Origin of the sequence: Chitinophaga sp. GbtcB8, from assembly GCF_019091455.1 — a bacterium.
In the GTDB taxonomy this organism is placed as follows: Bacteria; Bacteroidota; Bacteroidia; order Chitinophagales; family Chitinophagaceae; genus Chitinophaga.
On the sequence record NZ_JAGXJN010000033.1, the window covers coordinates 37,868 to 64,056 of the forward strand.

The following is a 26,189-nucleotide window of genomic DNA, read 5'->3' on the forward strand; positions in this document are numbered from 1 at the left end:
TTTTCAGGTACGGTACAAAGATGCTGACAAGCTGGTACCCCTGAATAGTCCAGATTATACAAAAGCAGTAGGCCAGGAAAAACTCCCTGGCCTACAGAAATAATGTGATATCCCTATGCTAAGGAAACCTGCTTTTCCGGGATGCCGATGATAAAGGTGGCCCCGTCGTTTAGCACGCTGGTGGCGGTTATGAAACCGTTGTGCTGCTCCATGATCTTTTTGCAGATGGACAGGCCTATGCCTGATCCTTCAATTTCATGGTAGCTGTGCAGCCGTTTGAAAGGAATGAAAATATCGTCCAGGTACTTGGTTTCAAAACCAATACCATTGTCTTTTACATAAATGTTGTAATACAATTGTTCCGCGTTCCCATTGTGGGGTACCAGCGGAGCCTCATGCCGGGCATAAATGTGTACTTCCGGCGCTACGCCCTTTTTGCAGAACTTAATAGCATTGGCAATCAGGTTATGGAATACCTGCTGTATCAGGGTAGGGATCACCAGGGTGGATGGCATTTCATCAATGGTGATCCGCGCATCCACATGCTGGATCTTCAGCTCCAGCTCCTTCATAGCTTCGCGGATAACGGAGCTGAGGTCTGTATGCACAAAATCCCCTTTGCCCACGGAATGCCGTGAAAACCGCAGCAGGTCGCTGATAAGCTGCTGCATACGTTCTGTGGCGTTGGTAATTTTCTGTACATGTTTATCCATCTCTCCTACATTGCCTTTTTTCTGTACGATCAGGTCACTGAACATCCGGATCTTGCGCAGGGGCTCCTGCAGGTCGTGCGAGGCTATATTGGCAAAGCGGTCCAGCTCTTCGTTGGCTGCTTTTAAGCGCTGGTTGTTCTGCATCAGCTGCCGGTTCAGCTCCCGCACCTTTAGCTCGGAGGCTTCCCTTTCTTCGATCTCTTTTTGCAGGGAGGCGTTAATGCTCAGCAGCTTTTGCTCCTGTGCTATCAGTGATTGTGTTTTCTGGAACAGCTCTACGAATACACCTACCTTCATGCGCAGCAGCTCAGGGTTCACCGGCTTATAAATAAAATCTACCGCGCCTACTTTATAACCTTTGAACATGGTTTCCTCTTCATGACTGTAGGCTGTAATAAAGATGATGGGAATATTCTTTAACCTGTCACGCTGGTAAATGAGGGAAGCGGTCTCAAAGCCGTTCATGTCCGGCACCTGCACATCCATCAATATCAGGGAAAAGTCATATTCCGTGAGCAGTATTTTTAATGCTGCCCGCCCGGAGCTGGCTTTGACAGTGACATAACTTTCCCGCTCCAGTATGGTGGAGATGGATAATAAGTTATCCGGCCTGTCGTCTACCACTAATATTTTTATTGGATCATTTTCCTGCAACCGCATATAGTTTTTTATGTATCCTTTTCTTTTACCTGTATAGCCAGATACGCATTAAAGACAGCAGCTGGTCAATTTTCAGGGGTTTGGTAATATAATCGGAGGCTCCTGCTTCCAGGCATTTCTCCCGGTCCCCTTTCATGGCTTTTGCGGTGACTGCAATAATAGGTAATGCGCTGTTCTTATGCTCCCTTCGTATCTTCTGCATGGTTTCACACCCATCCATTTCAGGCATCATAATATCCATGAGCACAATATCTATGTCGTTGTTCTCCGCCATAATGTTAATGGCTTCCCGGCCGCTTTCCGCGGTAATGGTATTGATGTGGTACCGTTCAAAGGCCGTGGTAAGGGCAAACAGGTTACGCACATCATCATCCACCACCAGCACATTTTTATGCAGCAGCACATCTTTCTGCGAGCGCAGCTCTTCGATCATACGCCGTTTTTCCGGCTGCAGCACGTTGTGGTTCAGGTGCAGCTGCATAACCGTTTCTTCCAGCAGCAGCTCCAGGGAGCTGGCGCTTTTCAGTAAGATCTTGTTTGCATACTGTTTCAGCCGGTTTTTTTCCTTGTTGGAAAAATCCTTGGCTGAATATACGATCACCGGCGTGGTATTGAGCTTGTTGATGGTATAAATATTCGTTATAAATTCTACGCCATCAATATCCGGCAGCATATAATCTGCAATAATGCAATCGTAGGCAGTAGTATTGATATGCTCCAGCGCTTCTTTACCGTTGGGCGCCACCTCAATCTCTATCAGGTCTTCATTATCCAGCACACCGGCTATCTGGGAGGCTTCCATTTCATTATCCTCTACTACCAGCACCCGCTTGGATCTGCGGCCATTCTGCTCAATAATATTATTAAACAATACGGTAAGCGCTTCTGCTTTCATGGGCTTCAGGTTAAAGCTGCGCGCGCCGCGGTGCATGGCCAGCATACGGTTCTCCTCACCGGAAATGAGGTGAATGGGGATATGCCGCAGGTTCACATCGTTCTTAAACAGGTCCAGCACGCGCCAGCCGCTGGCATCCGGCAGCTTAACATCTAAAGTAACGGCAATAGGATTGTATTTATTGGTCAGGTCAAATACTTCCCCAAAACTGGTAGCTACCACAACTTTCAGGCCCATTTCGTGCGCCTTCTCCTGCATGATCTTGGCGAAACGCACATCATCTTCCACAATCAGCATTACTTTGTCCGTTTCAGTTATATGCGTGCGGTCGTCCCCGATCTCGTTAATGATCTCATTCAGCCCTTCCAGGTCGCGGGTATCTGCGGTTTTCACAGTGGGTACGGAGTGGATCACGGCACTATCATCGCCCTCAGATAATTTATATTCCCCTACTTTTAGCAGGTTGCTTTGTTTTTCTTTTTTGATGGCAGCCGGGTTATACTGCAAGGGCAGGAACAGGGTAAAGGCACTTCCCCTTCCGGCCTCGCTTTCCAGCTCAATGGAGCCACCTAGCAGATCGGCCAGGCCACGGCTAATGGACAGTCCTAAACCGGTACCGCCGTATTTGCGGCTGGTAGAACCTTCTGCCTGCTGAAAGGCTTCAAAGATAATGTTCTGCTTATCCTTGGAAATGCCGATGCCGGTATCCCTGATCTCAAATGCCACCACACGGTCCGCATTATCCAGGCTGGCATTGGCGGTTTTCCAGTTGCGTATGGCATCATATGTCCGTAGCCGTACTCCTCCCTTTTCTGTTAGCCTAAAGGCGTTGGACAACAGGTTCTTTCAGATCTGGTTCAAACGCTGCACATCCGTTTCCAGGCTTTGCGGCAGCTGCTCATCGATTATAATACCAAAGCGCAGGTTCTTGCTTTCGGAAATATGCTTGAACGTAGTTTCCACAAAGGCTACCACTTCACCAAAACGTACATTGATAAAGTCTGTAGAAATATAACCGGATTCAATCTTGGACAGATCCAGGATATCGTTGATCAGCTGTATCAGGTCGTCCCCGCAGCTGTGGATGGTCTTGGCATAACGTACCTGTTTTTCGCTCAGGTTACCTTCATGGTTCTCATACAGCTGCTGCGCCAGTATGAGTAAAGAGTTCAACGGTGTACGCAGCTCGTGCGACATATTAGCCAGGAACTCTGATTTGTACTTGGAGGTAAGCTGCAGCTGTTCCGCTTTTTCTTCCAGGGAACGGCGCGCTTCTTCCACCTCCATGTTCTTTTCTTCCACTTCCTCCTTCTGTTTTACCAGCAGGTGGGCTTTATCCTGCAGCTCTTCGTTGGTTCTTCTCAGCTCATCGGCCAGTGACTGGGACTGTTCCAGCAGGGCCTCTGTACGGGAGTTGGCCTCAATGGTGTTTAACACGATACCGATACTTTCCGTCAGCTGGCTTAAGAAGTCGAGGTGGGTTTGGTTAAACGTATCAAAAGAGGCCAGCTCAATTACGGCCTTGATCTGCGTTTCAAACAGCACCGGTAATACGATGAGGTTTAGCGGCCGGGCTTCTCCCAGGCCGGAGCTTATTTTAATATAGTCACCCGGTACATTGGTGAGCAGGATCTGTTTCTTTTCTACGGCGCACTGCCCTACCAGGCCCTGTCCCAGTGAGAATTCGCGGCTCAGGCTTACCTCATCGCCAAAGGCGTATGCAGCAAACAGCTTCAGCTTGGGGTTGGCCGATTCATCTTCCAGGATATAGAACATTCCTTTCTGCGCATTCACCACCTGCGCCAGCTCAGAAAGGATACGGCGGGTTACCGTGTTCAGGTCTTTCTGGCCCTGCAGCATTTGCGTGAACTTGGCCAGGTTGGATTTCAGCCAGTCCTGCTCCTGGTTACGCAGCGTGGTTTCCTTCAGGTTGGCGATCATCTGGTTAATGGTATCTTTCAGCTCTTCCACCTCACCTTTGGCTTCCACGCGGATCATTTGCGTAAGATCGCCTTTGGTTACGGCAGATGCTACTGCGGAAATGGCGCGCACCTGCGTGGTCAGGTTCTCAGCCAGCTGGTTCACGTTCTCCGTAAGGTTTTTCCAGATACCGGATGCGCCGGGCACACTGGCCTGGCCGCCCAAACGCCCTTCCACACCCACTTCACGGGCCACGGTGGTTACCTGGTCGGCAAACACCGCCAGGGTATCGATCATTTCATTAATAGTTTCTGTCAGCTGCGCCACCTCACCGCGGGATACGATGGAGAGCTTTTGTTTCAGGTTACCGGTAGCCACAGAGGTTACTACCTTGGCAATACCGCGCACCTGGTTGGTAAGGTTAAAGGCCATCATGTTCACGGAGTCGGTAAGGTCTTTCCAGGTACCGCCCACGCCCTGCACCTCTGCCTGGCCGCCCAGCTTACCTTCCGTACCTACCTCACGCGCCACACGCGTTACCTCAAAGGCAAAGGAGTTCAGCTGGTCCACCATGGTGTTGATGGTGTTCTTCAGATCTAATATTTCGCCCTTTACGTCAATGGTCACTTTTTTGGATAAGTCACCCGAGGCCACGGCCTTGGTTACTTCCGCAATGTTACGCACCTGGGAGGTAAGGTTACCTGTCATCTGGTTCACGGAATCTGTTAGGTCCTTCCAGGTACCGGCTACACCAGGCACAAATGCCTGGCCGCCCAGCTTACCATCCGTACCTACTTCACGCGCCACACGCGTTACTTCGGAGGCAAATGCGCGCAGCTGCTCCACCATGGTATTGATGGTATTTTTTAGCTTCAGGATCTCGCCTTTCACATCCACCTCAATCTTACGCGACAGGTCACCGTTAGCCACCGCCGTAGTTACCTCCGCAATGTTACGCACCTGCGAGGTAAGGTTGGAGGCCATGATGTTCACTGAATCCGTTAAGTCTTTCCACAAGCCCTTTACTCCCGGCACATCGGCCTGGCCGCCAAGCTTACCTTCGGATCCTACTTCACGCGCCACGCGGAATACTTCGGAACCAAATGCATTCAGCTGGTCCACCATGGTATTGATGGTATTTTTCAGCTCTAATATTTCTCCCTTTACATCCACGGTGATCTTGCGCGACAGGTCACCTTTGGCCACGGCGGTTGTTACTTCTGCAATATTACGCACCTGGGCCGTGAGGTTGGATCCCATCTGGTTCACGGAATCTGTTAAGTCTTTCCAGGTACCGCCCACACCCTGCACTTTAGCCTGGCCGCCCAGCTTACCTTCTGTACCTACTTCCAGCGCCACGCGCGTTACTTCAGAGGCAAAGGAGTTCAGCTGGTCCACCATGGTGTTAATGGTGTTCTTCAATTCAAGTATTTCCCCGCGCACATCCACAGTGATCTTGCGGGAAAGGTCGCCCAGCGCCACGGCGGTGGTTACATCCGCAATGTTACGCACCTGCGCAGTAAGGTTACCGGCCATCTGGTTCACGGAATCGGTGAGGTCTTTCCATACCCCGCCTACTCCTTTTACCGTGGCCTGGCCGCCCAGCTTACCTTCTGTACCCACCTCACGCGCCACGCGCGTTACTTCGGAGGAGAAGGAGTTCAGCTGATCCACCATGGTATTAATAGTATCTTTCAGCTCCAGGATCTCTCCCTTCACATCTACTGTGATCTTTTTAGACAGGTCGCCACGCGCCACAGCAGTGGTTACATCTGCAATGTTACGCACCTGGGCTGTCAGGTTATCCGCCATCTGGTTCACGGAATCCGTCAGGTCTTTCCACACCCCTGCTACGTCCTTTACTTTAGCCTGGCCGCCCAGCTTACCTTCAGAGCCTACTTCCAGCGCCACGCGCGTTACTTCGCGGGAGAAGAGGTTCAGCTGCTTCACCATCCCGTTCACCTCTGTTGCAATACGCGCAAACTCGCCCTGCAGCAAGTGGTCTTCTATCTGCAGGGTCATTTCCTGCGACAGATCACCTTTGGCCACGGAGCTGATCACATGCGCTATTTCAATGGTGGGATGCACCAGGTCGGAGATAAGGCTGTTGATGGAGCCTACCGCCTCATTCCATGCGCCTTTGGCAGTGCGGGGCATGGCTACACGGTGATTGAGCTTTCCCATTTTACCAATGGTATTGCGGGCCAGCAGCAGCTCTTCTACCAACGTTTCATTAAGCGTAATGATCTCATTCACGGTATCACAGATCTTACCATTCAGCCCAATATTATCTACGGGCATGCGTACACTGAAATTGCCGCCCTTTACTTCGGAAAGCACCTGTAATAGCTGGCGGCTGTCCAGCTCATCGTGTAATTGCTGAGATACGGTAGTGATCTTTTTACTTTTTTCAGAGGCAGGTATGGCTTTTTTTGATGCACTCCTGGCCGGTGATGCAACTGCACCGGCACTTTTCTTCCTGGTATTCATTTTTGCGGCATTAGAGCGATTAAAAAACTCAATTATGAAAGTTAAGACTTATCCAATACCCTTACTGTAAATTATTAGGATACGCATGTGCAGCTAATCCCCATGGAAGAGGCCGCCACATTGATGATACCATGCGTTTGGTCTTTCGAAATAAAGATAATGTAATATGTTTACAAAGAGTAATATTTTAAGCCACCCCTACACGAAGTGCTTTGAGCCCGCTAAGTCCCTGCAGATCTTCCAGCTCCAGCTCTTCCAGGTCATTTTGCAGTACGCCTGTTTCCTGCATGTATTGCAGGTACGGTAAATAATCCTCTATATCTTTCCTGTTAAAATAAATGAGCGCGATCTTATCTATCTGGGTTAAGCGTTCATCGGTATTGCGGATATGTACTTTATCGATCCGTTTTTTTATCATCTGGTAGCGGATGTTGTAGGTGCCTTCCACATCAAACCTCCTTTCATCTGCGCGGAAGCTGATATCAATGGTATGGTTATGGGCAAAGATCAGCTGCGTGGTGCGCAGCTGCTGCGGCATATCCGGCAGCAGGGAACGGGTAAGCCTGGTAATGGCTGCCATAGAGGAAAGCTGCCACAGGCGCAGGTTCTTAAGATGAAAATGATCAAACACCCGGTTGGGGGAAATAGACTGCCCTATGTAAATATCATACTCAATACCATCTGTGCGGAACTTTTCAAAGTAGCAGGGATAGGCTTGCTGCAGCTTATCTTTTTCCGTTTCAAAATAATTATTGATGGCGTTATTGATCATTTGCATGGAAGCTTCCAGCGCATTCCGGTTCTGCTGCACTGCCTCTCCGTTCCCGTGCAGTAATTTCAGATAACCTTCAATATTATTGCGGGTAGTGGGTTCCTGCTGGGCAAGGTGCTTCAGGTAAGGCAGCGTGCCTTCTGTTAAAAAGTGATTCAGGTTAGTTTCATCCGTAGCATCCCATTCCTCCTGCTCCAGCACCTGCTGCCATTTGGTGCAGTTAAACAGGGCTTCTTCCAGCAGGGAAGATGGATGTTCATGCTGCACTTTCACCAGCATTTCGCATAAAATGCGCAGGTGGTTATCCAGGTCGGCACGTACGGCCTTATTCCTTTCTATGGTAGAATTGCGGATATCAATAGCGCCGTATAAGGGGTATACATCATTGAAATGTACGTTCTGCACTTTGGCGGGCAGCTGTTTCTTCCGCTGCTGTAAATAGTGCCAGGCAGCTTCATTAAACTTCCATTGCACAGCGGGTTGCAGGGAAGTGAACTTTTCCATTACAATGTTCTCTATTTCCAGGTTAAACTCATCGCGGTATACCTGCAGCAGCTGTCCAATGGCGCTAATAGCGGGTTCCAGCAGGGCCAGCGTTTTTTCATTGAAGGTATCATCTCCCCAGGTATGCACCCCCAGCACCCCTACGGGTGTACGTTCCAGGAAGATGGGCATCAGCGCCAGGGAGCGTACGCCCAGCTTGCGGAAATCGTCCAGGAATTTATACTCCTCCTTTACTTCTTCCAGGAAAATATCCTGGGAGAAAAAGAAGCTGGGATTGGCGGCATAAGATTTTGCCTGGTCCCGGAAATCTTCCGGCGATAAGGTTTTCTCTCCCCACACAGAGAAAAGGATACCGGTACCTGTTTTCTCAAAACCGTATACCGGTTCATCATTGATATGTACAAAGGGAAAAAGGTCGAACTCTATTTTACTATTGCGTACCAGTGTTTTCAGGGACTGGATCACGGTATCCTGTGCGGTGCTATCTGCCCCGGGTTTGCGGTTCAGGCGTACCTTGCGGATATTATCTACCGCCTTATACGGCGTAATATCCGTTACCGTTAGCATGGCCATGCCGCGGAATTCAAACATATCCAGCGGCAGCATATTTTCCATGATCTCGTAGCTGGCGCCTTCGCTCAGGTGCATGTACAGGCGGTTGCAGTCCAGCTCCGGCAGCTCACCTTTGGCAGTAACGGAAATAAAATCGGTATTTATATTCACGCTGTAGTATTCCAGCAAACCGGTGACTGTGCTGGTACCGGCATGGTATAAACCTGCTTTTACAGGCGACTGGAAATTATACAAACGTTTGAGGATAAACGAATATACCAGCTGCAGGCGCTCCCGGCGATAATCATCCGGTGTTTGGGTAACCTCGTACTTCTCATCTTTCTGGGTCAGCAACGTAAACAGCAGCTCCGTACCATAGAAGACATGGGGCTGAAAGGGAAAGCTGAGGCCCCAGGCCAGCTGCTGCTCATCTGCCACGGGCGAGGTATTGCAGGCATACATATACTCAAGCAGGGGCTCATACTGGCTTATATTTTCAAGCGTGAGCGCTATGCCTTTCTGCTGATAGCTTTCAAACTGCTCCAGGACTTTTTTGAAAAAATCGGCCTTAACGGTAGGTTCCCCTTCTGCCCGCTTTTTCAGGTATTCGATAAACGGGTCAAAAGAAAGCGCCGCATTCACAGGTAGTGAATAGGCCTGCTCCCCGGCTGCATTCAGTGTGATATTCTTCATGTTCGGAAATTCCTCCGGAAACTACACCGGTTTTTAAATTCACAGGTAAATTTAATGGTTTCCTGCATCCGATGTTAAGCCTTTGTTATCTTTCCCTCAACTATCATACCGGGGAGGCATATCTGCCGGCCATCAGAACATGACAACTATAAGTAAAAAAGTAAAAAGCAAAAGGTAAAAAAATGGAGGCGGATATTACACCTGATACAGATGTTTTATACCGCTGATGCATTTTTACTTTTTGCTTTTTACTTTATTCGTAGTACCGGCGTTCTGTTTTTACTTTTTACTTTAATTTCCGCAGCATTTCTGTAGAAAGCGGATCGGAAGATACCCCATAACCGGTTACCAGCACACCCTTTTCCTTACCATCGGCAGAGGCAATGGCGTATACGGCTGCTTCATCTGCCGGGTCGGTATTACCTTCGTAACGGTACACATCCACAATGGAAAAATCATCCAGGTGTAAGCGGTTCTTTTCACTTACCAGGTAATTGCCTTCAATGTTAAAATCTGTTGTAAATCCTTGTTTGCGCAATGCCTCAATGGCATTGGATACGGTATCATAATGTACTTCCATTTCACTTGGTTTAAAAGGTTACTGTAGCGGGTGCTTATCTAAGTTAATAAAATAAAAACCAACCCTCCCCTGTCACTGCCGCAAAAATAAAGCCGCCTCTGTTTAAAGCAGAGACGGCTGATTAAATGATGACGTGGATATTTGATAAATAGATGTAAGATGAGCTGTTATGGATGTACTACCACCAGTTTTTGGGTAACTACCTGCCCGCCCCGGTTAATGCGCAGGAAGTACATGCCGCCCGGCAAATTGCTCACCGGCAGCGTGGCCTGTCCACCATCGATATTGATCACCTGGTGGCCAATTACCCCGCCGGTAGCGGTTAAAATGCTGAGGTAACCTACCCCTTTCCAGCCATTGCTGAATTTAAGGATGGCCGTATTGCTTGCCGGCTGCGGGTACACCTGTAATAACCTGCTTTGGCTGCCGCTTAGCGTTTTGTATACACTATCTGTAAACTGCGCAGGTGCGGCAGTGCGCAGGGCTGAAGCTGTATCGCTGATCACAATATCATCTATATAGGTTTTGAAGCTCCCGGTATCTGCGCCATGATCATAGGCTACCATAATGCGGTCAATGGTTTTGCCATTTAGCCAGGTGCCTATGTTACACAAAATGCGCTGCCAGGTATTTACCGTACCGTGCCCTGCGCCCGGGTGCATGGAAGTACCGTTTTGGTCAGTAGCGCCAATGTCGCGCAGGGTAGTTCCGTCTGTCATAATAAGGTCTACGCTCACATAACGGGAAAGGTTATTGGTAGGAAAGGTGCGGAAGCTCAGCTTTGTGCTGCTATTCACCGGGATGTTCACATCAAAGGCGCGGAAGTAATAATAGGAGCCGCCGGTAGCCGCATTATCCCTGCCTGCTGCGCGGATGGCGGAAGGGCCGGTATAGCTGGTCTCATTACTTACAATACCGCAAACAGGCGTGCTTACATTGCGGGGTATAGAGCTGGGATCCGCGCTATCCGTCCAGGTGAGCGTGGCATCATAGCCCGGCTCCATGCTGGTACGGAACCACAGCGGCGCGCTGGCATAAGGTATGCTAACATTGGTGGTAAGGGGCGCCGTGCCTTTCAGCACTTTGGTGGCCTGCCCTGCCAGACGCAGGTAAAAGTCCGGGCCAATAAAAGTACCGTCTGCGCTGGTGGTTAAAAAGTACTGATTGTTAGGTACGGCAAAATAGCTGTCGGCCATTTTAGCGAACACAGTGCCTTCATCATATTCATCAAACATAGCGATGTAGGAAGTGTTAAAACCCAGGTTCTTAATGTTGTACAGCTGTCGCCAGAAGAACTCACCTTTGTTACGCGGTATCTGGTTACGCGTACCCCCGTTCCAGTTACTCCAGGCAAAACCGGGAAACAATACAGGCTGGTAAGCAATATTATTGGTATTGCAGTAGGCCAGGTCCGGCGCAATGAGGTTAGCGGCAAAATTATCGGCGCCGTTATTATCGCCAAAACGCCCTACTGACCATGGGGAGATCATATCAAAGGCATTGTATACCTGCGTGTAACCGCTCCAGGAATCATTGTTGCCTGTGCGCCAGTACGTGGGTACCCCGCCTACTACATAATACCCTTTCCCTTTTAACCAGTTAATGATGGCCAGGCTGGCAGCAGGTGCATTTACGCGGCCGGTAAATCCAAAACCCCAGATGCACACCACGGGCTTGCCGTTCTGGTGGGCATAATAAAGTGAGTTGGTTACCTGCAGATCGTTTTCAATATGCAGCCAGTCGTTCTTAAAGTAGGTGGTATCATCGGCGCTCATATCATACATGATATAAAAAATGCGCTGGTACTTTTCTGCTGCGCGGCGCATACGTACCGCAGTGCTATCGCGCTGGCTTTTAAAAACACCGTCGCGGGTCTCGCCCAGGAAACGCTGCAGGGCTACACCATCAATGCCGTTCTGCTGCATCCATTTAAAATGCAGGTCTACTGTTTCATAAGGGTAAGAGGTGAACAGCTTAGCAGGCCGGCCATCATTCAAATTTCCCAGGTTGGTCTGGAACAGCTGGGTCGCGGGGTATTCCGTTACATCCGGGTAGGCCTCAAATGTAACGGCATTGGGCGCAGGGCTGCCGGTATTGGAGTTATACTGCCCGGCAGACCAGTGCCGCCAACGGGCTACCGGCGAGCCATCGCCATAACAGTTAAACCATCCCTGGTAACCGCAAATGGTTTTACCAATAATGGCCTGTGCCGGGGCAGCCACCTGTGCGCGGGAAAAATTAGGGCCGGAGAGCAGGGCCAGTGCAAACAATACGTGTAACCATCTTTTCATTGCTGACGTGGAATTTGGTGAGGTAACAAGATAGCCGGGGAGGATTAACAGAACGCTTAATAATTCACTAATTGACATGTAACCCGGGAAATATGAGGAGAGTTTCCGGGAAAGGTACAGGAAGCGTACGAGGTTTTATGTTATTACAGCAGCCTCCTGCCCTGCCCGGATATGTGTGCCAGTTGAAATAATGATCTTATACTACGGCCATTCTATGCGCTACCAGCCCCGCGTCCAGTATTTCCAGCAATTCACGCAAATTGCATTTAAGCCCGCCTGCAGCAATAGCAATGGGTGATCCTAAATGCTTAAAATTATAGATCATTCCTTTTTTCTTAATAGCGTTATGCTGTTCGTTGATGTAATGCTCCGGGTTATTAACCACTATGACCAGGAATTGCTGGTTCATGGCCTGCGTAGTTACCACGCGTATAATGTTCATCCATGGTATACGGCCCACAGCAGCTGCGCTTGCGTTATCAAAAAGGCCCTCATCATCAATGATCAATCCGGGCTTTTTACCGGCCAGCTTCCGGGAGAAATAAATAACCCCGAATCCAAAAAAAAGGAAACCTGAAACAGCCGCTCCGTATTTCAGCAAGGGGTTATTAAATATTGGATTGCTTACTGTTGGCTGGTACAGCAGAATCCACAGGCTGGTCAGCACAAATAATAAAGAGCCAATGAGGCCTTTTGTTAATTTGCTTTTGTTTAAAGGAATGCTGATGCTTTGCTTGTTGAGCATAGGTAAAGGTTTGGTCATAGGTTGATGCTATTTATTAAGGGCGCCAAAGATACTCAACTTGCGCACACATTAAAATAAACAACAACTCATACCAATATCAGATGCAGCACATTACAAACTGGCATTCATGGGGTTAACTGTTGTGCTATTATGAAAATTTCCGGTCCTTGCTATCAATAACCAGATCATTGATAGAGGCAAAACGTTTCTGCATTAAGCCATTGGCATCAAACTCCCATTGCTCATTGCCATAAGAGCGGAACCACTGGCCGGCTGCATCATGCCATTCATATTCAAACCGAACGCTGATGCGGTTATCTGTAAAGCTCCACAGCTCCTTTTTCAATTTGTAGTCCAGCTCTTTCTCCCATTTTTTTGTAAGGAAAACCTGCACTTCCGCGCGGCCGTTAATGAACTGATCACGGTTACGCCATTCGGTATCTATAGTATAGGCTAAGGAAACGCGCTGCGGATCGCGGCTGTTCCAGGCATCTTCCGCCATTTGTACTTTTTGCAGGGCGGTTTCGCGTGTGAAGGGAGGTAGCGGATGTTTTTGTTCCATATTATTAGCAGCTTATAATGGCCTGCCGGGGCAAAGGTAAAATGAATTACGTTAAGTATGCCTGGTTATAAAACTAATGCGGCCATTGGTTTCCATATAGGCTTTTTCTATTACGGCTAATGATTCCTGTTGGGTTTCCAGGCGCAGGCTTTGCATCAGGTCTTCCTCACTTAGAGCAGCAAACCTCATATTTTCCCATACAATATTGCCCGATTCATATAATACCAGCGCTTTGCCTTTGAGCAAATTATTCATACGGCTGCTTTTACCCGATAACCAGGATAATAAGCGGTGCACCCCTATCATAACGGAAGAAGCGGCTACCGTATCCCAGTAAGGAGAAGCGCCTACCACGCCCCTGGCCAGCACTGCGCCCAGCATAATAATGATAATGGTGTCAAAGGCCGATCTTTTTCCGAAGATGCGCATACCGCCGATCCGCACCAGGGTAAGCGCAATAAAGAACATTACAAATGCGCGTACAGACATTTGTAAAATGGTGATGTTCTCCCCTTCCCCCCAGAAAGTACCCAGTATATCCATAACGTTTGTTTAAAAGGCCTACCTCAAAAATCAAACCGGTTGTGAAATAATTACTCAATTACCGCCTGGCAGCCGCGTGATGGCGCTTTCGTAAGGGCTGGCATGATTTTATGTTCTGTTATAGAATGGCCCGCAACCACACAACCATTTATGCAGCGCTGGTAGCCAACCTGCTGATCGCTGTTATTAAATTCATTTCAGGTTTTGCTACCCGCAGCTCTGCTATGTTATCAGAAGCTGTGCATTCCCTGGTAGATACTGCCAACCAGCTGTTATTGCTGCTGGGCATCCGCAACAGCAAACGGAAGCCGGATGCCAACCGCCCGTTTGGTTATGGGAAAGAGCTGTACTTCTGGTCTTTCATTGTTTCTATCCTCATTTTTGGCGTGGGCGGCAGCATATCTATTTACCAGGGAATTATGCATTTGCGGAATCCGCCACCGCTGGAAGATCCTACCTGGAATTATGTGGTGCTGGCAGTGTCTTTTTTGTTTGATGGCGGCTCTTTGGTGATAGCAGCCAGAGAGTTTAATAAGGTACGGGGCAATAACTCCTGGTGGATGGCCATACGCCGCAGTAAAGACCCGGCCAGCTTTGTAGTGCTGTTTGAAGATAGCGCTGCGGTAATTGGTTTGCTGGTAGTAGCGCTGTTTGTATACCTGGGCCACCTGTTCAATAACCCGTATTTTGATGGTATTGCCTCCCTGATCGTAGGCGCGCTGTTAACCATTGTATCTGTGCTGCTGGCGCGGGAAAGCCGCAGCCTGCTGATGGGTGAAGGCATCAGCAATGATACGCAAAAACAGATCATTCAGCTGGTGAACAAAGACCCGGCGGTGCAGGGCGTACAACATATTTTCTCCACCTACCAGTCTCCGGAAGAAGTTATGCTGATGGTAATGTTGTCTTTTAAACCGGACCTGGATACGGGGGATATTTATGATGCCATTGAACGCATCCGCGAAGCGGTTAAACAGGCTTACCCATTGGTGCATTACATTATTATTCAGCCGGAAGAAGCTGCCGTGAAAAAATAAATTGTATAATAGCGTGTAATGCGCTATTTTTTCCCTGTAAATGTGCAAAACGCCGGCTACCTGTTATGTCTGATCTGTTCAAAAAAAATACACCATCCTCCCTTGCCGGACCTCATGCACTTATACTTTCCAGATTGCGGAACCGGTTGTTTGATACCAGCCGGCGTAACCGTTTGCTGTATTACAAAAGCGGCAGCCGTTTTGTAAACCTTAGCACAGGCAGTGTGCCCCTGGCATTAAAACCGGAATACATTTCCCCTGCTGCCCTGCTTAGCTGGAACAACATCAGCAAAGCTGTAAAAGGCGAAAAAGACCTGTTGCTGAATGAGCGGTTGCATTTCCGGGAACACCCTTACCTGCAGCCGCAGCTGAATGGCATACGCCAGCAGTCGGAGAGCGATGAGCGGGAGTATGGCTTTAGCCAGCTAAAGCTGGTGGTAGCCTTTTTACACTGGCATAATTTAACTATCGAGAACAGCGCCCGCATTCAAAGCCCTTTATTGCTGCTGCCGGTAAAGCTTAAACGCAGCAAAGGCGTGCCGGACGACCGGTTCACCTTAGAGCTGCAGGATAATATGGCCACTGTAAACCCGGTGCTGGCGCAGTACCTACAGGAGCTGTACGGTATTACCTTACCGGAAACTTTGGCATTTGAAAAAGATACCATGCAGGTCTTTTACGAAACGGTGAAAGCACCGATTGAAAACGCAGGACAGCAGGTACAATTACATTTCAGCGAAGAGCCGGAAGTAACGCCACAATATTACACTGCACAACAAACCCTTATCACTTACCTGAAACGCTTAGGTAAAACACCTGATATAACAGAAATACCCGCACCTGTTATAATACAGGATCCTCACCACTGGGAGCTGGATGTATGTAACCTGGTGCTGGGAAATTTCAACTATAAAAAAATGAGCCTGGTAAGCGATTATAACCAGGCTTTGGAACAAACCACCGCGCACCCGGTATTTGCAGAGCTGTTCAGCGAACAGCCCAAGGCACCGGCCCTGGCGCCTGCCAGCCATTCCCCGGCCGACTGGTACCATGTGATCAGCGCTGATCCTACGCAAACCAATGCCATCCTGCAGGGCAGAACAGGGCGGAGCTATATTATACAAGGCCCGCCCGGCACCGGTAAAAGCCAGACCATCACCAACCTGATAGCAGATTATTTAGCGCAGGGCAAAACCGTGCTGTTTGTTTGTGAAAAAAGAGCTGCGCTGGATGTAGTGTACCACCGCCTGCAGCAGAACAAGCTGGCAGAGCTGTGCTGTTATATTCACGATAGCCAGGCTGATAAGAAAACATTTATCCAGGAGCTCAAAGCCGTGTATGACGATTTTCTGCGCTCCAAGATGGACCTTACCCACCTGACCTTACGGCGGCAAATAGCCGTTGAACATTTGCAACGGCAGCTGCAGGTATTACAAGCCTATCATGCCCGGCAAAATAACCAGTATGAAAATACCGGGCTGCCTACGCGGGAGCTGATAGCGCGGCTGGTAGCGCTGCAGCCGCATATGCCCACACTGGATGCACAACAGCAGGCCGATATGCCCGGTTACAGCCAGTGGCTTGAGTTTGGCGATACGCTGCAAAACCTGGGCAGTGTGCTGGAACAACAGGGCGCTGATGCTGCATTTGCAAAACACCCCTTCCGTAATTTAGGTAATGCGGTCATACTGTCTGACCAGGCCTTTACCCTGGTGAATAATATGGCCTCACACGCGCAGGGCGCTATTGACCATGTTGTACGCATCATTACCACCAACCAGTTGCCTTATGAATACACGGAAAAGCTGTTGAGCATTATTACATTGGTGAAAACAGCCGCTGTACTGGCGCCACTGGCAGAGAGCAGTAATTTGCAGCTGGTAGACCCTGCGCATAAAGAAGCCAAACGTTTTGAAAAAGCTTACCGGCAATACCGGAAATTACAAAAGGCCTATAAACAAACGGTAAAAGCCAATAGTAAATGGCTGCAGAAATTCAGCGCACAGGAAACCAAACATGGATTAGCTATTGCTCATAAATATGAACGGTCTTTTTTCCGCTTCTTCAGCGGCTCCTGGAAACGCTTAAAAAAAGAGCTGTTACGCGCCTACGATTTTACCGGCCACCAGCTGCCGCCTGCCTACAGCGACGTGCTGCAGCAGCTGCAGGAGGAATATGCCGCACTTGAAAAAGCACAGGAACACCTGCGGGCCACACAGCAAAAATACCGGGTAGATAATCTGCAGACCATTCACATAGGTATTGAAACACTGCGGCGTAAGCTGGGCAACGCGCATGTTGATTACCTGCTGCAACACCCCGCTGCCAATGAGCTGGTGATGCAGCTGAATGCACTGAACAATACCCTGCACCAGCTGGAGCTGCAGCTGCAGCAATCGCTGTACCGGTACGAACAGAAATCACTGTTACAGGTAAACGAAGAGCTGACAGCCATCAGCAAAAATGCTGGAGCTGTACAAAAACTGCTGCCTGCATTGCAGGCCTTTGCCGCATTGCCATTGCCTTTGCAGGAAGTGATCCGCCATATTCCCTTAACGCCGTTACAGGCGGAAGCAGCCATGGCGCATACTTCCCTGCAATTAATACTGGACCGTAACCCTGCTTTTGCAGCCACCACCCATGCCACCCTGCAACAGGTGGTAAAAGAAATAGCACAAACCTACCAGTACTTACTGGTGCTGAACAGTGATTATATACGCGCTACCAGGCGGCAGCAGTTCCTGCAGCATTATGCCATTAGCCATACGGCCGCCAGCCAGCTGAAACCGGAACAGAAAATATTAAAGAAAGCCTATGCAGAAGGCCGGCGCATCCTGGAACATGAAATGAGCAAAACCATGCGTTTCCGCAGCATACGGGAAATGGCATCCTATGAAAGCGGTTTGGTGTTAAAAGATATTAAACCGGTATGGCTCATGAGCCCATTAAGCGTGAGCGACAGCCTGCCCATGAATGCCTGCTTATTTGACGTGGTTATTTTTGATGAAGCCAGCCAGATACCGGTGGAAGAAGGGATACCCGCACTTTTCCGCGCGCCGCAAACCATTATTGTGGGCGATGATAAACAGATGCCGCCGGGTCAGTTCTTCCAGCACCGCAGTGCAGATGCTGAAGATGCAGACCTGCCGGAAGCTGAAGCAGCCTACCCTACGGATGCAGAAAGCCTGCTGGTGCAGGGTGCAGGCAAATTACCCGGCACTATGCTAAGCTGGCATTACCGCAGCCGGTATGAATCGCTGATCAGTTTTTCCAACCACGCATTTTATGGCGCAGAGCTGCTCACCATACCAGACCATACCACCCCTGCACAGCAAACACCATTACAGCAGGTGTTACAGCCGGAAGAAGGAGCTGTCAACGCAGCACAGCTGCTGCAAAACAGCATCAGCTACCATTACTTACCGGAAGGCATCTACGAAAACCGCCGCAATACAGCTGAAGCGGGGTATATTGCTTACATTGTAAAACAGCTGCTGCTGGATAATGTGCAGGACAGTATTGGCATTGTAGCCTTCAGCCAGGAACAGCAGGGCGCTATTACAGATGCGCTTAGCGCGCTGGCCGCTACGGACCGGGAATTTGAAGCGCTGCTGGAAAATGCATATAACCGGGAAGAAGGCGGACAGTTCACCGGCCTGTTTGTAAAAAACCTGGAGAATGTACAGGGAGATGAAAGGGACATCATTATTATAAGCGTTTGTTACGGGCCCGACCGGCAACGGGATATGCGCATGAACTTTGGCCCCGTAAACCGCCGTGGTGGCGAGAAAAGACTGAACGTAATATTCAGCCGGGCCAGGAAACACATGGCGGTAGTAAGCAGCATACAACACCACCACATTACCAATGAGCATAATGACGGCGCACGTTACTTTAAACGCTTTTTACAATATGCGGAAATGGTAAGCAATGGCAACATGCCGCAGGCCCGGGAAATACTGGATAACCTGGTGCTACCGGGTACCCGGTCTTTTTACGCTGCTGAGGGGAACAATATTGTAAGTGAGCAGATCAAAACAGCATTGGAAACAGCCGGTTACACGGTAGATGTAAATGTGGGGCAAAGCAGCTTTAAATGCTCCTTAGCTGTAAAACGGCAGGCTGCTGATACAAACTATAGCTTAGGCATTCTACTGGATGATGCCACCCATTATTATAACGATAACCTTATAGAACAATATTACCAACGCCCCGCTATTTTACAGGCCTTTGGCTGGCAAACGCTGAATGTGTATGCAAAAGACTGGCTGGAAGACCGGGATAAGGTGATGGGGATGATTTTAGGAATGCTGAAATAAGAGAAGGATACAGGATTATGAACAGGCGGCCTTTTTAATTTGTACTTTTTACTTTTAACTTTTCACAATGGAAATAATATATGTATTACTGGCTGTGATATTACTGCTGCTGGTAGTAGTGCTGGTAATGGTGAATAAAGCCGCCAATACCTCCCGCCAAAACACCTTACAATATAAAACAGATCAGCTGCTGGATAGCCTGCACCGGCTGGAAGCCGCTATGAAACAGGAAATGGTGACCAACCGTGCAGAAACCAATGAAGCGGCAAAAAACACGCGCACGGAAATGACAGCCTCCCTGCAGGTATTTGGCGGGCAGCTTTCCACTGCTATGAAAACCACCAGCGACCTGCAAAAGAACCAGCTGGAAACTTTTTCTACTAACCTGAATATGCTAACCCGCAGCATGGAAGACAAGCTGCAATACTTAACCAGCTCCCTGGATAAAAAGATCACGGACCTGCAATCCGGCAATGAAAAAAAGCTGGATGAGATGCGGGCCACAGTAGATGAAAAGCTTCAAAAGACACTGGAAACACGCTTAGGAGAATCGTTCCGTTTGGTAAGCGAGCGCCTGGAAGCCGTGCACAAAGGATTAGGTGATATGCAGCAGCTGGCCACCGGTGTAGGTGACCTGAAACGCGTGCTCACCAACGTGAAAACCAGGGGCATCTTAGGCGAATACCAGCTGGAAAATATGCTGGACCAGCTGTTAACGCCGGAGCAATATGCCAAAAATGTAAAAACTAAAGCCGGCTCCAATGCGCTGGTGGAATTTGCGGTAAAGCTGCCGGGCAAAAACCCCGAACAGGCATTATGGCTCCCTATTGATTCCAAGTTCCCGAAAGAAGATTTTGAGCTGCTGATAGAAGCCTATGATAAGGCTATCCCGGAAGCAATTGAAGAATGCCGCAAGAACTTTATAAAAGGCATTAAAAAATGCGCGGTTGATATCTTTAGCAAATACATTGATCCGCCTAACACTACTGACTTTGCTATTTTATTCCTGCCCTTTGAAAGCCTGTATGCAGAAGTGATCCGCACACCGGGTTTGTTTGAGGCCATACAAAGGGAATCCCGCATTATTATTACGGGTCCCACTACCCTTTCCGCCCTGCTGAATAGTTTGCAGATGGGTTTCCGTACGCTGGCCATTGAAAAACGTTCCAGCGAAGTATGGCAGCTGCTGGGCGCCGTGAAAACGGAGTTCGGCAACTTTGGAACTATTTTGGATAAAACACAGAAGAAATTACAGGAAGCCAGCAACGTAATTGATGAAGCAGGACGCAGGTCGCGCTCCATAGAACGCAAGCTGCGCAATGTGCAGGAGCTGCCTGCAGAACAGGTGAATTTATTATTAGGCGATATAGCTACCCCTACTGTTGCAAACGATGATGAAAAATAATATCTTGTTAGTATTGTAAACCTGTTTTTTTTATTGTAAAACCCAAATCTTCCACCAGTATGAAAACACCTCTCCTGTATGTTATAGGCGTATGCCTGTTGGCAGGCGCCTGCGCTAAAAACAATGCAGCCAATGATACTGCCGGTAATGAATTAACGGCCAAAAGCAAAGCCACTGCGCTGGCAGCTCCTTCTGATCTTACCCGTGCAGAGCTGCGGCATATTATTGAAAACGTTACGGGCGCTGATGCGCACATTTACAATGCAAAAGATAACGTTGGCCATACTATGGACTGCGCAAAAATCATTGCCAATCCCAGTGGCGGATTTATTGCTGTGTACCATACGTATGTAAATGGCCAGGCAAAGGTAAACCTGGCTTCTTCGACCGATGTATTACACTGGACATGGATCCGCGAGCTGGCCGGCAGCAACACAGGCAGCGCATCGCAACCTACCATTGCTGTTGCAGCCGATGGCGGTTTTGTAATGGCCTGGGAGCAGGAGCCTAATAACCATTTGAAGTTTGTGTATTTCCGTAACTGGACGGATCTGCAAAACGGTGCGGTAAATAAAAGTTTTAATGCGCCGCAAACACTTTCCTCCTGCGCAGAAGGTACGCCTAACCTGTATTATGCCAGCAGCACCCGGCTGGATGTGGGGCATCATTTTTATTCCAACTGTGATGTGGACCGGCAGGCCCGCGGCACTCTCACCAACTTTAATACCTGGACCACCAGCAAGCAGCCCAACTTTGATAATGCCTTATTATACTGGGGCGTAAAAGGTAACATTGGCGACCGGGATGCTGCCGTTTACAAAGGTTACAACTTTGGCGTAATTGAAGGCCAGGGCACCAAAGGTGATTTTGGTACCTGGCGTACGTATTTGTATGATTACCAGACCGGCAATGCAGACACACTACATATTGTAACAGATCATGGCAGCAAGGCCTTCGCCAATCCTACCATTGCCAATACGGTGATAAACGGGCAGAACGCGATATTGGTAACCTTGTTTGTACCCAGCGAGAATAGTGGCGGCGGGGAAGCCGGGGAGCTGATCTATTATAAGAAGTATTAAGAATTCTCTTAAAAAAAATTTGCGTAGTTAAACATCTACCTTTAAATTAGTAGCCAAATAGCTACGCAATAATTTAAAGGATCGTATAGTTTGGTGCTAAGGCATGGGGTTATGCAGACTTTTCTTTGTCATGTACATCCAGTCTGTGGCATCATGCATTCAGGCCCTGCAGACAGCAAGCTTATTTCAGTTAACTTTAATAAATGAATAAAATGAATCCAAAGGTTGATTTCTACTTCGATAAATCCGAAAAATGGCAGAAAGAACTAAAACAATTGAGAGCGATCGCGCTGGATTGCGGGCTCACGGAAGAATTGAAGTGGGGCTGTCCTTGTTACACGCTTCAGAAAAGCAACGTTGTTTTAATACACGAGTTTAAAGAATACTGTGCGTACTTATTCTTCAAAGGCGTGTTATTAAATGACACCAATGGCATTTTAATTCAGCAAACGGAGAATGTGCAGTCCGCGCGCCAGATCCGTTTTACTAATGTCCGGGAAATAGTGGAGATGAAGGACATCCTGAAAACCTATATTTATGAAGCCATTGCCGTAGAGGAAGCCGGCTTGAAAGTAACTTTAAAAAAGACAGCAGAATTTAATGTTCCCGAAGAATTTCAAAAGAAACTGGATAAGATGCCTGCCCTGAAAAAAGCTTTTGAAGCATTAACCCCAGGCCGGCAGAGAGCATACCTTTTTCATTTCTCTCAACCCAAACAATCCAAAACCCGGGAGGCAAGGGTTGAAAAATATACGAAGCAAATACTCAATGGAAAGGGGTTGGATGATGAGTGATCATTAGCCTTTAGCTATTAGCGTTTAGCGTTTAGCATTCATTTCCCCCCACTCATCCTTCCCTCTTTGGATTTTAATAATACTTCCCGTACGTTTGCATTCGCATTTGGTGCCCGGTGTAAAAAACCGGGCTTAAAAGGGAATCCGGTGTAATACCGGAGCTATCCCCGTAGCTGTGATCCTGCTCCCAACCTGTTGGGACGTTTTTCCGGAGTACTGCATGCCACTGTTCAATTAGAATGGGAAGGCTGCCGGAAAAGCAGGAGAGCCAGAAGACCTGCCAAGGTGCAATCAGTCATTCAGCGCTTTCGGGTGAAAGGCCAGGAATGTAAGCCTACCGGCATTATATTCTTTTTTACTGTATCGTTTTTACCCATGGCGTGTAGTGCTGGTGCAATAATACCAGTACTTATTACAATTGTTTTTTTCCGGGCTGCTGGTCCGGCAGGCATTGTATGTCCCTGTATTTTTAAACCCATACGATCATATGAAAAAACAACTATTGCCCCTTTTGTTATTGGGAACCCTTACTGTTTTCTTTGCAGCCTGCCAGAAAGAAGAAACGCTACAGCCGCTGCAAAAAGAAGCAGCGGAGCTTGGAAAAGTTAATGCCCCGCAAACCGCGTTATTAGCAAATTATGCCAATGGCTTTTTTATTGCCAATGAAGGCTGGTTTGGCCATGGCACCGGCGACCTGCATTTTTATTCTTACAGTGGCGATAGCCTGGACCTGAATGTGTACCATCAGCAAAACCCCACCGGCGCACTGGGTACTGCCACCAGCACCCTGCAGTACGCTACCATTTTTAATGGCAAAATGTACATTGTAATTAAAGCAGGCGGCCCCATGGTGGTAACAGATGCCAATACCATGGTGGAAAGCGGCCGTGTGGCCACCCTGCCGCAGAATGACGGTCATGCGTTCATTGGTGTTGATGCTACGCACGGTTTGCTGAGCGCTAAAGATGGCGTGTACCCGGTAACGTTACCCAGCCTGGCTATTGGCACCAAGATCAGCGCAGTGGCCGGTTATACCGGCGACATGCTGAAAGCCGGCAGTTATGTATTTGTACTTTCGCAAACTGATGGTATTGTAGCTATCAACAGCAGCACCTATGCATGGGTGAAAAATTTCGGCGCAGCCAACCTGGCTTTTGCATTGGGTAAAGACGGCGCTGTATATGCTACCAATGCTGATTCCCTGATCCGTATTGATCCCGCTACGCTGGGCCGTACCGCGCTAAAGCTACCCTTTAGCGTACCCTCACCCTGGGGTGCATGGCGGCATGCAGCTATTACTTCCTCTACACAGGAAAGCACCGTGTACATAGTGCGCAACAACGGTTTTGCCGGTGGCACACAGTTGTACCGTTATGTAATTGGTAACGCGGCTTCTTTAACTACACCTTTCATTACCCTGCCCAGCGGCCAGTTCTTTTATGGCGCAGGCGCAGCGTATAACAAAGATAAAAATGAGCTGGTGCTGACCACAATTAACGGCGCATTCACCGGCGATACCAACCGCATACTGATCTATGATGCTACCACAGCAGTATTGAAAAAGGCATTAACCTATACAGGCTGGTATTTCCCTGCTATGCCGATATTCCATTAATTATGCAACAACCGGCTTTTATCCGTAAGTATGTTCACCTGTTAAGCAGTGCCAGCCTGTTATGGGCCGGCGCTGCTTATTCCCAAGTAAAAGACACTACCACTTTACAGGAAGTACGGGTAGATGCCAAACGCTTGCCGGCAGGCCTTAGCCCGGTTACTGCCATGCAGGTATTATCCGGGTCAAAGCTGCAGCGGTTAAACAGCCTGTCTGTAGCCGATGCAGTACGGTATTTTTCCGGTGTGCAGCTAAAAGATTACGGCGGCATAGGTGGTTTAAAAACCATTAATGTACGCAGCATGGGCACCAACCATACAGCAGTGAGCTATGACGGGCTGGTGCTGGGCAATGCGCAGAACGGGCAGACAGACCTGGGTAAATTTTCCTTAGATAATATTTCTGAAATAACCCTGTATAACGGGCAGCCCCCTACGTTATTACAGCCCGCCAGGGCTTTCTCCGCGGGCAATGTATTGGCCCTGCAATCCCGTACACCCCAATTTTCAGACAATGAACAATGGAATGGTAAAGTAAGTCTGAAAACCGGTTCATCCGGTTTAATTAACCCCTCGCTTTTATGGCAGCAAAAAGTTACAGCACGCATATATAGTACAGTGAGCACAGAATGGATCAATGCCAACGGTCGGTATAAATTCCGCTACACTAATGGTAAGTATGATACTACAGCCCTGCGGCAGAATGGTAATGTAAATGCTTTTCGCGCAGAAGCCGGCTTAAACGGCCTGCTGGCGGATAGCAGCACCTGGGCGGTGAAGTATTACCGCTATCAATCCGGCCGCGGCTTGCCGGGCGCTATTGTAGCCAACCACTTTAATTACGGGCAGCACCTGGAGGATCGTGACCAGTTTGTACAGGCAACCTTTCACAACGATCCGCATAAACGATACCGCCTTTTAGCCAATGCTAAATACGCTGATCTATACAGCCGGTATATTGATCCCGAATATCCCAACGAACAACATTTACTGGATAACTACTATCGTCAGAAAGAAGTGTATGTATCCCTGGCGAATGAATATACTATTAACCGCTGGTGGGAAAGCTCGCTGGCAGCGGACTTTATATCCAACACGATGGATGCAAACCTGTACCGCTTTCCCTACCCAACCCGCTACACCACACTGGTGGCGCTGGCCAGCCGGGTGCATTTACCACAGCTGGAAATACAGGGCAATTTACTGGCCACCATTGTAAATGAAAAAGTACAAACCTATGAAAGCGCCGGTCCTAAAAGGGAATACACTCCTTCCCTGTCGCTGGCCTGGAAGCCCTTTGCACAACAGCATTTGTGGCTGCGTACTTTTTACAAGCACATTTTCCGCCTGCCTACTTTCAATGATCTATACTATACTTTCATTGGCAACAATAACCTGAAACCTGAATATGTGCAGCAGTATGATGCGGGTTTTACCTGGCAGCAGCCTATGCGCGGACGCTGGTTATACATTTCCCTGCAGGCAGATGGTTATTACAATCATGTAAAGGATAAGATAGTAGCCGTGCCTTCTGATAACCTCTTTGGCTGGTCTATGATGAACCTGGGGCGGGTGAATATTAAAGGAATAGATGTAGTGCTCAACACCGCCCTGCAGCCTTTTAAGGAGCTGCTGGTAAATGCAGGCATTAATTACACGTATCAAAAGGCACAGGATGTTACTTCCGGCAAGGGTGGGTTTAACTACGGGCAGCAGATCCCCTACACACCCTGGCACAGCGGATCTTTTATGCTGGGGGCCGACTGGCGTTCCCTGGCGCTGAACTACAGCTTTATTTATACCGGGGAACGTTACAGCCAGAAAAGGAACATCCCCGTGAATTATGTGCAGCCCTGGTACACCAGCGACCTCTCTGCCTCCTGGATCCTGGCGCAGCGATCATTTACAAATAAGCTAACGTTTGAGGTGAATAATTTATTAAACCAGTATTACGATGTGGTATTGAACTTTCCCATGCCAGGCCGTAACTACCGGCTTACTTTAAGCATCAGCCGCTGATC

At 48.6% G+C, this 26,189-nt stretch carries 16 protein-coding genes and 1 riboswitch; of the genes, 7 read left to right on the forward strand and 9 right to left on the reverse strand.

Annotated features, from left to right (window positions below):
• Nucleotides 1-113: 113 nt before the first annotated feature.
• The 9 genes from KVT36_RS23870 to KVT36_RS23905 all read right to left on the reverse strand — a co-directional run bounded on the left by KVT36_RS23870 (nt 114) and on the right by KVT36_RS23905 (nt 13,920).
• On the reverse strand, nt 114-1,373 hold the full coding sequence (locus KVT36_RS23870; protein ID WP_254640170.1) for a response regulator: 1,260 nt from the start codon (nt 1,371-1,373) through the stop codon (nt 114-116).
• Between the two features lie 25 nt (nt 1,374-1,398).
• On the reverse strand, nt 1,399-3,105 hold the full coding sequence (locus KVT36_RS32845) for a response regulator (protein ID WP_254640171.1): 1,707 nt from the start codon (nt 3,103-3,105) through the stop codon (nt 1,399-1,401).
• Nucleotides 3,106-3,114: 9 nt separating this feature from the next.
• Nucleotides 3,115-6,678, reverse strand: coding sequence for a HAMP domain-containing protein (locus KVT36_RS23875; RefSeq protein WP_254640172.1), 3,564 nt, complete (start codon nt 6,676-6,678; stop codon nt 3,115-3,117).
• A gap of 187 nt (nt 6,679-6,865) precedes the next feature.
• Nucleotides 6,866-9,199 carry a GAF domain-containing protein gene (locus KVT36_RS23880; protein ID WP_217605969.1) on the reverse strand — a complete coding sequence of 778 codons (2,334 nt, stop codon included), beginning with the start codon at nt 9,197-9,199 and terminating at the stop codon, nt 6,866-6,868.
• Nucleotides 9,200-9,485: 286 nt separating this feature from the next.
• On the reverse strand, nt 9,486-9,779 hold the full coding sequence (locus tag KVT36_RS23885; RefSeq protein ID WP_217605970.1) for a hypothetical protein: 294 nt from the start codon (nt 9,777-9,779) through the stop codon (nt 9,486-9,488).
• Nucleotides 9,780-9,946: 167 nt separating this feature from the next.
• On the reverse strand, nt 9,947-12,070 hold the full coding sequence (locus KVT36_RS23890) for a T9SS type A sorting domain-containing protein (protein ID WP_217605971.1): 2,124 nt from the start codon (nt 12,068-12,070) through the stop codon (nt 9,947-9,949).
• 196 nt (nt 12,071-12,266) lie between these two features.
• Nucleotides 12,267-12,833, reverse strand: a complete 567-nt coding sequence (locus tag KVT36_RS23895) for an STM3941 family protein (protein ID WP_217605972.1) — start codon at nt 12,831-12,833, stop codon at nt 12,267-12,269.
• A 130-nt stretch (nt 12,834-12,963) separates the two neighbouring features.
• On the reverse strand, nt 12,964-13,377 hold the full coding sequence (locus tag KVT36_RS23900) for a nuclear transport factor 2 family protein (RefSeq protein WP_217605973.1): 414 nt from the start codon (nt 13,375-13,377) through the stop codon (nt 12,964-12,966).
• A gap of 51 nt (nt 13,378-13,428) precedes the next feature.
• Complete coding sequence (locus KVT36_RS23905) at nt 13,429-13,920, reverse strand: DUF421 domain-containing protein (RefSeq protein WP_217605974.1); 492 nt, start codon at nt 13,918-13,920, stop codon at nt 13,429-13,431.
• Between the two features lie 125 nt (nt 13,921-14,045).
• Between KVT36_RS23905 and KVT36_RS23910 the strand changes: the two genes are divergently transcribed.
• The 7 genes from KVT36_RS23910 (at nt 14,046) to KVT36_RS23940 (ending at nt 26,187) form a co-directional block, all read left to right on the forward strand.
• Nucleotides 14,046-14,957, forward strand: a complete 912-nt coding sequence (locus KVT36_RS23910) for a cation diffusion facilitator family transporter (protein ID WP_217605975.1) — start codon at nt 14,046-14,048, stop codon at nt 14,955-14,957.
• Nucleotides 14,958-15,022: 65 nt separating this feature from the next.
• Nucleotides 15,023-19,276, forward strand: coding sequence for an AAA domain-containing protein (locus KVT36_RS23915; RefSeq protein ID WP_217605976.1), 4,254 nt, complete (start codon nt 15,023-15,025; stop codon nt 19,274-19,276).
• 67 nt (nt 19,277-19,343) lie between these two features.
• Nucleotides 19,344-20,681 carry a DNA recombination protein RmuC gene (locus KVT36_RS23920; RefSeq protein WP_217605977.1) on the forward strand — a complete coding sequence of 446 codons (1,338 nt, stop codon included), beginning with the start codon at nt 19,344-19,346 and terminating at the stop codon, nt 20,679-20,681.
• 59 nt (nt 20,682-20,740) lie between these two features.
• Nucleotides 20,741-21,763: a hypothetical protein gene (locus KVT36_RS23925; RefSeq protein ID WP_217605978.1), complete on the forward strand. Its 1,023-nt coding sequence runs from the start codon at nt 20,741-20,743 to the stop codon at nt 21,761-21,763.
• 203 nt (nt 21,764-21,966) lie between these two features.
• Entirely contained in the window at nt 21,967-22,557 is a 591-nt protein-coding gene (locus tag KVT36_RS23930) for a YdeI family protein (RefSeq protein ID WP_254640173.1), read from the forward strand.
• 90 nt (nt 22,558-22,647) lie between these two features.
• Nucleotides 22,648-22,857, forward strand: a riboswitch (cobalamin riboswitch).
• A 187-nt stretch (nt 22,858-23,044) separates the two neighbouring features.
• Complete coding sequence (locus KVT36_RS23935; RefSeq protein WP_217605979.1) at nt 23,045-24,172, forward strand: DUF5074 domain-containing protein; 1,128 nt, start codon at nt 23,045-23,047, stop codon at nt 24,170-24,172.
• A 2-nt stretch (nt 24,173-24,174) separates the two neighbouring features.
• Nucleotides 24,175-26,187 carry a TonB-dependent receptor gene (locus tag KVT36_RS23940; protein ID WP_217605980.1) on the forward strand — a complete coding sequence of 671 codons (2,013 nt, stop codon included), beginning with the start codon at nt 24,175-24,177 and terminating at the stop codon, nt 26,185-26,187.
• Nucleotides 26,188-26,189: the final 2 nt, after the last annotated feature.